Annotated in this window: 11 protein-coding genes; 8 read left to right on the forward strand and 3 right to left on the reverse strand. The window is 71.6% G+C overall.

The window, feature by feature from the left end; all coding sequences use genetic code 11:
* Positions 1–207: 207 nt before the first annotated feature.
* The 3 genes from G3I78_RS39815 to G3I78_RS39825 all read left to right on the forward strand — a co-directional run bounded on the left by G3I78_RS39815 (position 208) and on the right by G3I78_RS39825 (position 3,855).
* The gene (locus tag G3I78_RS39815) at positions 208–876 is read left to right on the forward strand and encodes a response regulator transcription factor (RefSeq protein WP_164434056.1); all 669 of its coding nucleotides are present in this window, start codon (positions 208–210) and stop codon (positions 874–876) included.
* Positions 877–1,018: 142 nt separating this feature from the next.
* The gene (locus G3I78_RS39820) at positions 1,019–1,705 is read left to right on the forward strand and encodes a DUF4255 domain-containing protein (RefSeq protein ID WP_164434058.1); all 687 of its coding nucleotides are present in this window, start codon (positions 1,019–1,021) and stop codon (positions 1,703–1,705) included.
* Positions 1,702–3,855: an AAA family ATPase gene (locus G3I78_RS39825; protein ID WP_203616145.1), complete on the forward strand. Its 2,154-nt coding sequence runs from the start codon at positions 1,702–1,704 to the stop codon at positions 3,853–3,855. The genes G3I78_RS39820 and G3I78_RS39825 overlap by 4 nt, the downstream gene beginning before the upstream one ends.
* A 12-nt stretch (positions 3,856–3,867) precedes the next feature.
* Here G3I78_RS39825 and G3I78_RS39830 read toward each other — a convergent pair whose 3' ends face one another.
* Both G3I78_RS39830 and G3I78_RS39835 read right to left on the reverse strand, forming a co-directional pair.
* A complete protein-coding gene (locus tag G3I78_RS39830) occupies positions 3,868–5,289 on the reverse strand; it encodes an RICIN domain-containing protein (protein WP_164434060.1) in 1,422 nt (473 codons plus the stop codon).
* 4 nt (positions 5,290–5,293) lie between these two features.
* Entirely contained in the window at positions 5,294–6,712 is a 1,419-nt protein-coding gene (locus G3I78_RS39835; RefSeq protein ID WP_164434062.1) for a hydrolase, read from the reverse strand.
* A gap of 223 nt (positions 6,713–6,935) precedes the next feature.
* Between G3I78_RS39835 and G3I78_RS39840 the strand changes: the two genes are divergently transcribed.
* Positions 6,936–8,093, forward strand: coding sequence for a hypothetical protein (locus G3I78_RS39840; protein WP_164434064.1), 1,158 nt, complete (start codon positions 6,936–6,938; stop codon positions 8,091–8,093).
* Between the two features lie 44 nt (positions 8,094–8,137).
* On the opposite strand, the gene G3I78_RS39845 is transcribed toward G3I78_RS39840, so the two are convergent.
* Complete coding sequence (locus tag G3I78_RS39845; RefSeq protein WP_164434065.1) at positions 8,138–8,770, reverse strand: DUF4157 domain-containing protein; 633 nt, start codon at positions 8,768–8,770, stop codon at positions 8,138–8,140.
* A gap of 245 nt (positions 8,771–9,015) precedes the next feature.
* On the opposite strand from G3I78_RS39845, the gene G3I78_RS39850 reads away from it, so the two are divergent.
* From G3I78_RS39850 to G3I78_RS51365, 4 genes are read left to right on the forward strand one after another with little or no spacing between them, the layout of a single operon-like run.
* Positions 9,016–10,611: a phage tail sheath subtilisin-like domain-containing protein gene (locus G3I78_RS39850; protein ID WP_164434067.1), complete on the forward strand. Its 1,596-nt coding sequence runs from the start codon at positions 9,016–9,018 to the stop codon at positions 10,609–10,611.
* Positions 10,612–10,665: 54 nt separating this feature from the next.
* On the forward strand, positions 10,666–11,109 hold the full coding sequence (locus G3I78_RS39855; protein ID WP_164434069.1) for a phage tail protein: 444 nt from the start codon (positions 10,666–10,668) through the stop codon (positions 11,107–11,109).
* Positions 11,109–11,615: a hypothetical protein gene (locus G3I78_RS39860; protein WP_164434071.1), complete on the forward strand. Its 507-nt coding sequence runs from the start codon at positions 11,109–11,111 to the stop codon at positions 11,613–11,615. The genes G3I78_RS39855 and G3I78_RS39860 overlap by 1 nt, the downstream gene beginning before the upstream one ends.
* The gene (locus G3I78_RS51365; protein ID WP_239158347.1) at positions 11,612–11,776 is read left to right on the forward strand and encodes a DUF6760 family protein; all 165 of its coding nucleotides are present in this window, start codon (positions 11,612–11,614) and stop codon (positions 11,774–11,776) included. The genes G3I78_RS39860 and G3I78_RS51365 overlap by 4 nt, the downstream gene beginning before the upstream one ends.
* Positions 11,777–13,081 lie beyond the last annotated feature (1,305 nt).

A 13,081-nucleotide genomic window follows, 5' to 3' on the forward strand; every position in this document is an offset into this window, starting at 1 on the left:
CGGTGGCGTGACACATCCCACGGTGGCCGGAACCGGTCGTCCGGGAACCGGGCGGACCGACACGGCCGTGGTAGTCGTACGGCGATCTCGTGGTGCTGTTCGTGGTGGTCCACGATTGCCCCGCCCCATCCGTCACAGGAGTGTGGACACCACACGTCCGTCACCAACCCCCGAGAGGCGACGGGCACGTGAATCTGGGGGAAAGGCTTGTTCAGCTCATCGCGGACCGGACGTACCGGGACGGCAGACGTACCGGAGCGGATACCCGTGGCGGTGCACGCCCTCGATCCGATCCTGCGCGAAGGTGCGATCGGCCAGCTGCGCCGGCATCCGGAGGTCGAGCTCCGGGAGGAGAGCGCCTCGGGCCCCGGCACGGTGGCGCTCCTCGTGGACGACGTCCTCGACGACGCGGCGCTGACCCGGCTGCGCCGGCTGGTGCGCAGCGAGGGGGCGCGGGCCGTGCTCGTGGTGACCTCGCTGCGGGAGAGCGAACTGCTGGAGGTCATCGAGTGCGGGGTCGGCGCCATCGTGTGGCGGCACGAGGCCACCGCGAGCCGCCTGGTGCAGGCCGTGCTCGCGGCCGCGCGCGGTGACGGGGACCTGCCCGCCGACCTGTTGGGGCGGCTGATCAGCCAGGTGGGGGCGCTGCACCGCGGTACCGGCGGCCGGACCGGCGTGCCGTCCTCGGGGCTGACCTCGCGTGAGGTGGACGTGCTGCGGCTGGTCGCCGAGGGGCTCGACACCGGAGAGATCGCGGGCAAGCTGTCCTACTCCGAACGCACGGTCAAGAACGTGATCCACGGGCTGACCACCCGACTGCATCTGCGCAACCGGGCGCACGCGGTCGCCTATGCCCTGCGGGAAGGCTACATCTGACCGGAAGGGCAGCCCGCGCCGCCCCCTCGGGCAGCGCGGCCGGGCCCCTCGGCCGTCCCTCGCGTGCCTGCACGGACGGCCCGGGCGCGGGGAGGATCGGGTACGGCGGCGGTTCCATGCGGTGCGGGCGGGAGTGCGACAAGTGATCCACGAAGTGGACGAGGTCCTCAAGAGGCTGCTCGGGGGCGGTGCGTTGGCGGGTTCCGGCATCGACGTCGCCTTCGACGCCCCGACCCGGGACTGGGCGGCCCGGCGCACCGGCCCCGCCGTCAACGCCTACCTGTACGACATCCGCGAGGACGTCAACCGCCGTCAGCGGGGGCATCTTCCGGTGGTCGACGAGCGGGACGTCGTGGTCAAGCGGCGCCAACCGCCGCGCTGGTTCCGGCTGTCGTACCTGGTGACGGCGTGGACGAAGCAGCCGCAGGACGAACACCGGCTGCTGTCCGCCGTGTTGGCCACTCTGATCCCCCGCGAGCTGATCGCGCCCTCGGAACTTCCGGGCGCCCTCGGCGAGTTGGGGCTCACGGTGCCGGTGTCGGTGGCCGGCATCCAGACCGAGGCCCGGTCGCTCGCGGAGATCTGGTCCGCCCTCGGCGGTGAACTCAAGCCCTCCCTCGACCTCGTGGTCACCGCGCCCTTCCCGGCCTACCCCGAGTACGACGCGGGGCCGCCCGTCACCGAGGGCGCCGCGGTCCGCGTCCGCACCCTGGGCGACGACACCCCGGTCACCGAGGAACGCGCCCATCGCCCCGCACAGGTGGCGGCGCTCAAGGACGCCCGCGCGGCGGCCGGGCGCGGCGGCCGGGAAGCGGGACCGGTCGGATGACGACGCGCACGCCGGAGCATGCGGGCGGTCAACTGGCGTCGGGGACGCTGGACTCAGAGGCGCTGGCGTCGGGGACACCGGCCTCAGAGGCACTGGCCGCAGAGATACCGGCCTCAGAGGCACCGGCTTCAGAGGCACCGGCCTCAGCGGACCGCGACTCCGCCGACGCCGCCGACGCGCTCCTCGTCCGGCTTCAGGCGCTGCGCGACCGGGTCGCCCTGCTCGTGGAGCACCGGTCCGCCGGGGACCCCACGGCCGGGGACCCGCTGCGCGGGCTGTATCTGCCGGAGGAGGCGGTACGGCATCTGCTGCGGCCGGTGGAGCCGCCGGACCCGGACGCCCTGCCCGCACTCGCCGAGCAACCGCACGACCGACTGGCGGAGTTGTGCGCGCGGCTCGGACTCACCGAGCTGGACGCGGCGCTGCTGCTCATCGCCGTCGCCCCCGACCTGGACCGCGGCTTCGAGCCGCTGTACGGCTATCTCAACGACGACGTCAGCCGCCGCCGGGCCACCGTCTCGCTCGCCCTCGACCTGCTCGGCGCACCCCTGCACTCCCCCGGCGCCCGGGCCCGGCTGCACCCCACGGCCCCGCTGTGCCGGCTCGGACTGCTGACCGTGGAGGAGCCCGAACGCCCCTTCCCCAGCCGTTCGTTGCGCGTCCCGGACCGGCTGGTGGCCCATCTGCTGGGCGACGACACCCCCGACGCGGCACTCGCCGGTCACCTCCATCCGCTGCCCGCGCCGACACGGTCGTACGACGGCCAGGAGCCGTTGCCCGACGGCGGGTTCGCCCACTTCACGGACCGGCTGGCCGCGCGGCTGAGCGCCGGTGTCCCGCTGGTCGTCTACCTCCGTGAGCGCCGCGAGGGCGACGGGCTCGCCTGCGCCGCCGCCGCGCTGCACACCGCCGGGGTCCCCGCCGTGCGTTTCTCGGGCCCCGGCGACCGGGTCCCGGACCTGCTGCGGGAGGCACGGCTGGGCGGGCTCGCGGTCGTCGTCACCGGGCTGCCCGAGCAACCCGCCGAGCTGGTCCGGGAGTTGGGGGACACGACGGACGTCCCGGTACTGATCGCGGGTCCGCGCCCCTACGACCCGCACTGGTGCGACCGGGACCCGCTCGCGCTGGACGTGCCCCCGCAGCACACGGGCGCGCTGCGCGCCTGGTCGGCCGCGCTGGGCGAGGAGCCGGACTTCGACCTGGCGGCCACGGTCGCCCCGTACCACCTGCCCGGTGACCGCATCGCCCGTGCCGCCCACGCGGCCCGGAGTCTCGCGCGCTTCGACGGGACCCCGCTCTCACCCGTCCATCTGCGTCTCGCCGCCCGCCAGCAGTCCGCCTCGGGCCTCGAACAGCACGCCCGGCGGATTCGGCCGGACGTCGGCTGGGACGATCTGGTGCTGCCCGAGCGGCCCTTGACGCAGCTGCACGAACTGGCGCTGCGCGCCCGGCACCGGGACCGGGTCCTCGGCGACTGGCGGCTCAGCGCGGGCGGCGGGCGGGGCCGGGGTGTGCTCGGTCTGTTCGCCGGCGAGTCGGGGACGGGCAAGACCCTGTCCGCCGAGGTGGTGGCCGCCGAACTGGGCCTGGATCTCTATGTGGTCCAGCTGTCGTCGGTGGTCGACAAGTACGTCGGCGAGACCGAGAAGAACCTGGAGCGCATCTTCACCGAGGCCGACCGTACCGACGCGGTGCTCCTCTTCGACGAGGCCGACGCCGTGTTCGGGAAGCGGTCCGAGGTGAAGGACTCGCACGACCGGTACGCCAACATGGAGAGCGCGTATCTGCTCCAGCGGCTGGAGTCCTTCGACGGGATCGCCCTGCTCACCACCAACCTGCGCGCCAACATCGACGAGGCCTTCACCCGCCGTCTCGACCTGGTGGTGGACTTCCCGTTCCCGGACGCCGGGCAGCGGATCGCGCTGTGGCGGCACAGCCTGACCCATGTGCCCTGTGTGCCGGACGTCCGACTCGACTCCGTGGCGGCCGACTTCGAGCTGGCGGGCGGTTCGATCCGCAGCGCCGTGGTGACGGCCGCGTATCTCGCCGCCGGCCGGGACGACCTCGTCACGGGCGCCGACCTGCTGGAGGGCGCCCGCCGCGAGTACCGCAAGGCGGGCCGGCTGGTGCCGGGTGAGGGCACCTGGTGACCGGCCCCGCCGTCAGCCCTGCTGGGGGTGGATGACCAGCCACTCCTGGTCGTCGTCGTTGGAGCAGTCGAACAGAGTGAGGTCGGTGTCGTCGCCGCCGGTGCTGTAACCGGCCACGTCGAGGCACTTGTTGTCGCTGGCGAAGTTGCGGATCCAGTAGGCGCCGCTCTCCTGCTTCTCGATCCACCACAGCTGGTTGTCGGCCTTGGTGCCGTCGCAGGTGTACTCCGTGATCGGCGAACGGACGGGCTCCGCCCCGTAGTTGGGCAGATCCATGCAGAGCTGGTCCTTGACGTTGCGGATCTGGAAGAGGGCCGTGCCGCCGGGTCCGTCCTTGGCGTACTTCACTTCCAGGTTCCACAGCTGGTTGTCGTTGTCGGTGCCGTCGCAGGTGAACTCGCGCACGGGCCCATTGATCGTGCCCTGGTCGTAGCCGGGGATGTCCGCGCACTTCTTGGTGGTGGGGTTGCGCAGCAGCACGTTCGTCGCGGGTACGACGGGCTTCGGCGTCTTCTTCTTCGGCGGGGCCGAGGCACCACCGCCACCGCCGGACCCGCCGTCCGTGCCGCCGCTTTTCTGGTCGGTCTGCACGGACGGGGAGGGCGCCGGTGCGGCGGGCGAGAGAACCGGGCTGGCCGAAGGGGAGGGCGACAGCGCCACCCCCGCCTCGGTGGTCTCCTCGGTGGCGCCGCTGATCACCGCGGGTTTCTGGGCGATCCACAGCATGACGAAGGTGATGGTGAGGGCGAGGAGGACACCGAAGAAGGTGGCCAGCCAGCGGGGCAGGAACCCTCGCTGGATGTAAGTCCCTTCCACGGGAAGGGGGTTGACGCCGGATCGCAGCACGTTCAGCGTGAACGGACGCTGCTCCTTCGACCCGAACCAGATGATCTGCCGCGGCTTCAGCGTCGTCCGCACGAACGCCGCACGCCCCGGCTCGATCTGCACACTGCCCGGATGGATCTCGTACGCCAGCTGGTCACCGTTGTCACTCCCGCTGATCGACGCGGTGAGCTTGGTGTTGCCGAGGTTGTCCACAGCCAGCCTCGGCCGTCCCCGGAAACGCCCCTTCACGGTCGGGGGCACCAACTCCGCCCGGACCTCCGTGAACGGAGTGATCGTCAGATTCCCCTCCGGGACCGTCGTCGCCTCCGGATGCTCCGTCGGCGTGATCCGCACCGCGTACGGGTTCGGACCCGCCACCGCGTCCGGCGAACGCGGCGGAGCGAACGTCAGCTCCACCGCGCCGGTGGTGTCCGGGTACAGGCGCAGGGAGGGTGGTTCGACCGTCGTCCACGGTGCGAGGGGCCCCACCGGTTCGAAGCGGTACTCGTCCACCACGTCACCGGTGTTGCGCAGCCGCAACCGCACCGTCGTACTGCCACCCGGGTCCACGGTCGCGGAGGCGGGTTCCAGGGAAGTCCAGAGAGTCACGGCCTCACACCGTCAGCTTGATGGCTTCGATGAAGCGGGAGTTGTCGAAGTTGCCGGCGGTGTTGAGGTCGGGGCGCGCGTTGTTGCAGACCTGGTCGCTCCACTCCTTGTAGCGGACCTTGACCGAGTTGCAGGCCTGACCGGAGCCGACGTTGTAGACGAAGGTCACCAGGTACGGCGCGTCCGCCTTCGAGCTGCCGATGTAGTTGTCCCTGCCGTCCGCCTTGATCGCCGTCCAGCTCGGCAGCCATTTGCCCTGGCCGTTGGTCGAGTCGGGGTCGTAGACCATGGCGGTGCCCGCGGAGCCCTGGACGCCGTACACCGCCACGTTGAGCGCCGTGATGGACCTGCCCTGACCGGCCGTGCCGCTCATCGTGCCGTCGCACACCGGCTTCTGCCAGCCCTTGCCGTCGACGAACGCCCGGTAGCAGATGTGCCGTCCGCCGGGGTCGTTCACGGCCAGGCGGTTCACCGCGGTCGCCGCCGTGTCGGCCTTGGGCTTGGCGGTCACCGTGGGCGTGGCACCGCCTCCGCCTCCGCCCCCTCCCGAGTCCCCCGAGTCGGCGGACGGGGCGGCGCTGGTCGCGACCGGAGCGGGGGCCGGCGGCAGGGCCGGGGTGGCACTCGGAGAGGCGCTGGGGGCGAGGGTGGCACCGGCGGCCGTCTCCTCAGTGGCGCCGCTGATCACCGTGGGCTTGTGGGCGATCCACAGCATGACGAAGGTGATGGTGAGGGCGAGGAGGACACCGAAGAAGGTGGCCAGCCAGCGGGGCAGGAAGCCTCGCTGGATGTAAGTCCCTTCCACGGGAAGGGGGTTGACGCCGGATCGCAGCACGTTCAGCGTGAACGGACGCTGCTCCTTCGACCCGAACCAGATGATCTGCCGCGGCTTCAGCGTCGTCCGCACGAACGCGGCCCGACCCGGCTCGATCTGCACACTGCCCGGATGGATCTCGTACGCCAGCTGGTCGCCGTTGTCGCTACCGCTGATCGACGCGGTGAGCTTGGTGTTGCCGAGGTTGTCCACGGCCAGCCTCGGCCGTCCCCGGAAACGCCCCTTCACGGTCGGGGGGACGAGTTCCGCCCGGACCTCCGTGAACGGAGTGATGGTGAGGTTCCCCTCCGGGACCGTCGTCGCCTCCGGATGCTCCGTCGGCGTGATCCGCACCGCGTACGGGTTCGGTCCGGCCGCCGCATCCGGTGTGCGCGGCGGGGAGAACGTCAGGTCGACCGTCCCCGTCGTCCCCGGGAACAACCGCAGTGTCGGCGGCTCCACCGTCGTCCACGGCGCGATCGGTCCCACCGGTTCGAAGCGGTACTCGTCCACCACGTCACCGGTGTTGCGCAGCCGCAACCGCACCGTCGTACTGCCACCCGGGTCCACGGTCGCGGAGGCGGGTTCCAGGGAAGTCCAGAGGCTCACCCGGCCACGCTAGGGATCCGCCGACGCGCCGTCAGGAGTCTTCCGTGCACAGCTCGCTGCCCTTCGGGTCACCGCGTGACGGGCCCCGGCAGGCTCCGCACGGGTCGCGCAACGACGTCTGCCCGTTCGGCCGCGCGACTCTGACCTCGCGTACCTGGCGGCGGCCGGGCGTCCCGGATATCGAGGAGTAGCCCCACCGCGTTCCCGCCCAGGAAGAGGTTGCATGCACGCCCAGGACGGCACAAGAGCCACGGAGCAACGAGCCGGACGCACACCGGTGAAGCCGCCTCGCGGGACGACGCCGCCCCGTCCCGTCCCGGCGGGGGTCGACCCCCGGTCCTGGGGTGCCGCGAACCCCGCCGCCATGGGCCTGATCCAGGGCGCGGCCGGGAACACGGTCGCCACCGCCATGGTCCAGCGGACACAGACCGCCCAGGAGACGACGGCCGGGCCGCGGTCGCCCTCCTACGAGCAGACCGTCGCCGAGTACCTCGCGGCCGGCGGGCCTGCGAAGCTGTACCGGTCGATCCGGATCGAGTCGCAGGTCAAGCGCCGCCAGGACCGGTCGACCATCACGGCTTCGGCCGAAGGGAACCTGGGCGAGGGGATCTCGGCGCCCAGGGAGGTGGCACGGATCTACCAGACCCTCAGGCAGTGGCCCGAGGGCAAGGACATCGAACCCGTGGACTCCGGCGCGACGTTCACCGTGGCTCACCATGTGGCGGGCGACAACTACGGCACGCAGTACATCTCGTGCACGCCGAGCCGCGAGCGGGCCACCTCCTACTCCAAGTACAACTTCAAGGCCGGTCCCGTCGAGAACCTGGAAGGACAGCTGAGGCCGCGTCTGGTGCGGCACTGGGCTCCCGTGATCGAGATCGACGTGAGCAGGCTCGGCTCCGGGAGCCGGCTGGTGAACCTCGGCGACCCCGGCATCCACGGGCAGACGAACCTCGCGGAGACGTCGGAGATCGGCTCCATGGCCACCAACGACCAGGAAGTGCTCATCAAGGGGACGATCGCCGCGGGCGCGATCACGCACGTGTACGGCGTCGAGGACGCGATCAGGGAGATGGACCTCGACGCCCGCAGGCAGCTCATCGAGAGTGAGTTCTCCTACGGCCGCCGGGAGACCAACCGGGAGGAGTGGGACGCGCTGCACCGGCGGAACGTCCCCGAGCATCTCCAGCAGTACTTCCAGCACCTCCAGGAGGAGCCCGAGGAGTCCGCCGCCGCACCCTCGGCCGCGAGCAGGCGTCGTCCGGCGCCGCCGTCACCGACTCTGCCGGAGGAGGCGTCCGAGCCCGCCGCGAGCAAGCCGGCGAAGAAGAAAAAGAAGCCGAACAAGAATCTGCTGAGCTTCGACATGGACGACGAATAAGTCGTCGGGCGCCGGTGCCCGTGCCGGCGGTCGGTGTCGTGGGGTCAGGCGATGTCGCCCAGATCGGGGGCCTGGCCCTGGGCCATCCGGCGGCCGTTGTCGCCGGCCCTGCGCTCGAAGGGGTCGCCGGGATCGGAGACCCGCGCGCCCGAACCGTCGTCGGCGCCGGCCACCGGACCGGTGCTCTGCTGATGGACGTGGTCGATCTCGTGGAACAACGTCTCGTCGTCCACGCCCTGTTCACCCACCACGATGTCGGACCCTGTGGTGTAGGCACGGGCGCCGTACTCCAGCGCCGACCGCTGCGCGACCGGCCCGGAGTGCACCCGCACATGGGCGAAGCTCATGCCGTAGGCCTGCTCCGCCTTGGACCGGATGTGCCCCGCCAGCGGGCTGCCCGGCGAGCTGATCGCGTCGTACACCGAGGAGCGGCGCTGGACGGCGGGGCCGTCGGCCTCGTTCGGTACGGCGTCCCGCTGGACGGCCTCCCGCTGCACGGCCGAAGCGGTGTGGCCGCAGTCGGGGCCGTGCTCGTGCCGTGCCTCCTCGATCGCCCGGGTCACGGCGGCGTTGCCCGCGGCCCGTTGCAGGGTGAGCAGCGGGGGCACCGGAGTGGCGGACCGGACGGGGGCCGGGGTGCGGTCGGCGGACGAACGGTTCTCTTCGTGTGCGCGCATGGGCCTTCCCGGTCGCGGGGCGGGACGTCTGCTTCCTGGGATAACGCGCGGGGCGCTCGGGCGGAAGGTCCGAAAGGGCAGTCCTGCGGGCGCACCCCGCGGCCGTCGAGGCGTGGGCGCACGGCGAACTGCCCTTGTGGGCACAGAGATTGCCCCCACCGAGGCACCCCAGGACGTTTCCCGGGCGGTTGCGCGCGCGGGAACGTGGGAGGCGTTCCTGTCTCGTACCCCGAGGAGAGCAGAGCATGCCGTCCTACCTGTCGCCCGGCGTCTACGTCGAGGAGGTGGCCAGCGGCTCGCGCCCCATCGAGGGGGTGGGCACGTCGGTCGCGGCCTTCGTGGGCCTCGCCCCGGCCGGCCCGCTGAACGAGCCGACGCTGGTGACCAACTGGACCCAGTACGTGGCGAGCTTCGGCGAGTTCACCGACGGGTACTACCTCGCGCACTCCGTCTACGGCTTCTTCCAGAACGGCGGCACGGCGGCGTACGTCGTCCGCGTGGGCGGCTCGGCGGAGGGCGCGTCCCTGAACGGCTCGGCGCCCGCCGCGGTCACCGCGTCCGCCGCCCGGCGTGAACTGCCCGCCGCGGAGCCCACGCAGCTCGGCGCGTTCGCCGTCACGGCCATCGCCTCCGGCAGCAACGGCGCGCTGAGCGTCGAGGTCGCCGACCCGGAGGGCGAGGGCCCGGCCGAGCGGTTCCGGCTGATCGTCAAGGACGGCGACAAGACCGCCGAGACCTTCGACGTGACCGCGAAGAAGGGTGGCCGCAACTACGTCGTCGCCCAGGTCAAGGAGCGCTCCAAGCTCATCACCGTCACCGAGTCCCTGCCGGCCGCGCAACTGGTGCGCCCGGACAACCAGACGGTGGCCCTGGCGGCTCCGGCCCTCGCGCCGGCACCCGCCGTGGCGGACAAGGCAGTTGACGCCTCGCACCCCGGCCCGGCCGAGTACCTCGGCGACTCCGCCGACCGCACCGGCTTCGGCGGCCTGGAGGCGGTCGACGAGATCTCCATGGTCGCGGTGCCCGACCTGATGGCCGCCTACCAGCGCGGTGTGATCGACCTGGAGGCCGTCAAGGCCGTCCAGTTGGGCCTGATCGCGCACTGCGAGCTGATGGGCGACCGGGTCGCGGTCATCGACCCGCCGCCCGGTCTGAACGCCCGTCAGATCCGGGTGTGGCGGCAGGAGACGGCTGGTTACGACTCCAAGTACGCGGCCCTGTACTACCCCTGGATCAAGACCTTCGACCCGGCGAGCGGCCAGTCCCGGCTGATCCCGCCGAGCGGTCACGTCTCCGGCGTCTGGGCCCGCAACGACTCCGAGCGCGGTGTGCACAAGGCGCCCGCCAACGAGGTCGTGCGCGGCGCGGTCGACCTGGAGACCCAGATCACCCGCGGCGAGCAGGACCTGCTCAACCCGATCGGCGTCAACTGCATCCGCGCCTTCCCGGGCCGCGGCATCCGCGTCTGGGGCGCCCGCACCCTCTCCTCCGACCCGGCCTGGCGCTACCTGAACATCCGCCGGTACTTCAACTACCTGGAGGAGTCGATCCTGATCGGCACCCAGTGGGTGGTGTTCGAGCCCAACGACCACGCGCTGTGGGCCCGGATCCGGCGGAACATCTCGGCGTTCCTGGTCAACGAGTGGCGCAGCGGCGCCCTGTTCGGGCAGCGGCCCGAGGAGGCGTACTACGTCAAGTGCGACGAGGAGACCAACCCGCCGGAGTCGGTCGACGTCGGCCGTGTGGTCTGCGAGATCGGCATCGCGCCGGTCAAGCCCGCCGAGTTCGTGATCTTCCGGCTGGCCCAGTTCTCCAGCGGCAACGGGGAGTTGGAGGAGTAGGCGGACCGCCGCTCCCCAGGTCGTCTTCACCACCCTTAGAAGGACAGCGAATTCATGAGTCTCCAGCCGGGTGACGCCCTCACCTCACATAACTTCGGCCTCCAGATCGACGGCGTGATGGTCGAGTACCTCGCCGAGGTCAGCGGTCTGAGCATCGAGCAGGACGTCATCACCTACCAGCAGAACACCCCGAACGGCCAGAACGTGGTCAAGAACCTGCCGGGTGTGAAGAAGAACGGCACCTGCACGGTGGTCCGGGGCATGACCCAGTCGGCCTCGTTCACCCAGTGGATCAACGAGTCCATCACCGGTCAGATGACGACGGCCCGCAAGAACGCCTCGATCATCATGATGGACTTCCAGAACAACCCGGTGAAGCGCTACCACCTGCGCAACGCCTGGTGCAACAAGATCGACGCGAGCACGGTCAAGGCGGGCGAGGCCGCCGCGCTGACCGAGACCGTCACCATCGCGTTCGAAGAACTGGTCATCGAGTAATGCGGCGTACGGCTGCCAGGGCCGGTGCCGCCGTCACGTACTCCGGCCCGGACACGGCGGAGTCGGAGGCGGAGGCGCGGGTGCCGGAGGCGACACCGGCCCCGGCGGCCCCGCCCCCACTCCTCCAACAGGACTCCCTGCGCACGGAGTTCCCCTTCCAGCTCCCCCGCGGATACGTCGACGAGTCGGGCACCGTCCACCGGGACGGTGTGATGCGGCTCTCGACGGCGCGGGACGAGCTGGTGCCGCTGCGGGACGTGCGCGTGCAGGAGAACCCGGCGTATCTGTCGGTGGTGCTGCTGGGCCGGGTCATCTCCCGGCTCGGCACGCTCCCGATGGTGCACGACGGGATCGTGGAGAACATGTTCGCCTCCGACCTGGCGTTCCTCCAGGACTTCTACCGCCAGATCAACGCGGAGGGCCACACCCGGGCGGCGGTCCAGTGCCCGCACTGCTCCGAGCCGTTCGAGGTGGAACTCGGCGGGAGCCGCCTGGGGGAATCGTGACGTACGCGACCGACCGGCTGCACGAGGAGATCGCGTACGTCGCCTACCACTTCCACTGGGGCATGGACGAGATCCTCGACCTGGAGCACCATGACCGCCGCCGTTTCACCGAGCAGATCGCGTCCTTGGTGACGCGCGCCGCCGCCGGAACGGAGGGCTGAGGGGTGGGGTTCCTGGACCGGCTGCGGGGGCGGGGGGAGTCTGTTTCGGGGGGTGGGGCGAGCGGGGCGGTGGCACCGGCGCCGTCTCCTTCCTTATCGCCTTCACCTTCGCCTTCGTCTGATACGGGAGCGGCGCGTACGGTCGTTGCGGCGTCCTGGCCTGCGCTGCCGCCGATCCAGCGGGCGCTGGGGTCCGGGCGGGGTGGGGTCGCGGACTCCGGGTTCGGCGGGCGGCTGCCCACGTGGCAGAACCCGTCGTTCATGGGGACGGCGTCCCACGCCGTCCTGGACGGACGGTCGAGCGCGCTGCTCGGGGATGCGGTGGGGCGCGGGACGGCCCGTCCGGTGTCGGGGCTCGAACGTCCCGCCGGTCCCTTGCCGTTGGCCGGCGCGGAGCCGGTGGCACAGCGGGTACCTGCGGTGCCGCTGCGGGTGCTGCCGCCTCGGGAGGTCGGGGTGGGGGGTGGTTCGGTCGTGCGTGGATCGGCGGCGCCTTCCGGTACGACGGTCCGCGCGGGCGTGTCGTCCGTGCAGCGGGCGGTCGACTCGGTGCCGGTGACGCCTGCTGCTGGGGTGAGGGTGACACCGGTTCCGGTCGGCCCGCCGCCTTCGCGACCGGCGGCTGCTCCTCTGACCCGGGCCCGGACCGGCGCTGCGGCGGTACAGCGGCGGACGCTGGCGGTGGCTCCGCGGGGTTCTTCGACGCCGGTGTCGGCTTCAACCGGCAGTGGCGAGGCGGGAGTTCGAGGGGGCGGTGATACGGCGGTGCAGAGTGCGCCGGTCGCCGAGCCTGCTCCGGAGGGTGCCCTGGCTGTGCCCGTTCAGCCCGTTCAGCCCGTGCGGCGGGGTCCTGGAGAGGCGAAGCCTTCGGCCACCGCGTCCCTGCCACCGGTGCAGCGGAAGTCGGCAGCAGCGAGCGGTGGCCCGACACCCGGCCCCGGTCAAGCCGCCTCCGCGCCGGTAGACGTTCAGCGAAAGTCCACGCCCGGCAGCACCCCGGCATCCGCGTCGCAGCCGGCGAGGGTTCCCGCTTCGGAAGCCGCGCCCGTATCCACAGACGGTTCGACTCCTCCCCCGGCCGGCATCCCGGTCCAGGAAGTCCCCCAGCCCAACCCACCGCGCCCGGCGCCCACTCGGCCCGCCGCGACATCGCCGGTCCAGCGAAGCACCGCCCGCTCGAAGCCGCGTCCCGGTCTCGGCGCACCGATCGCCTCACAGCCTTCGAACGCTGCGGTTCCGCCGCCGAGTTCGGGGACAACGGCCACCAACTTTAGGCCTCAGCAGACATCTTCCGCGCACACATCG

Origin of the sequence: Streptomyces sp. SID13726 (assembly GCF_010548375.1) — a bacterium.
Lineage (GTDB): Bacteria > Actinomycetota > Actinomycetes > Streptomycetales > Streptomycetaceae > Streptomyces.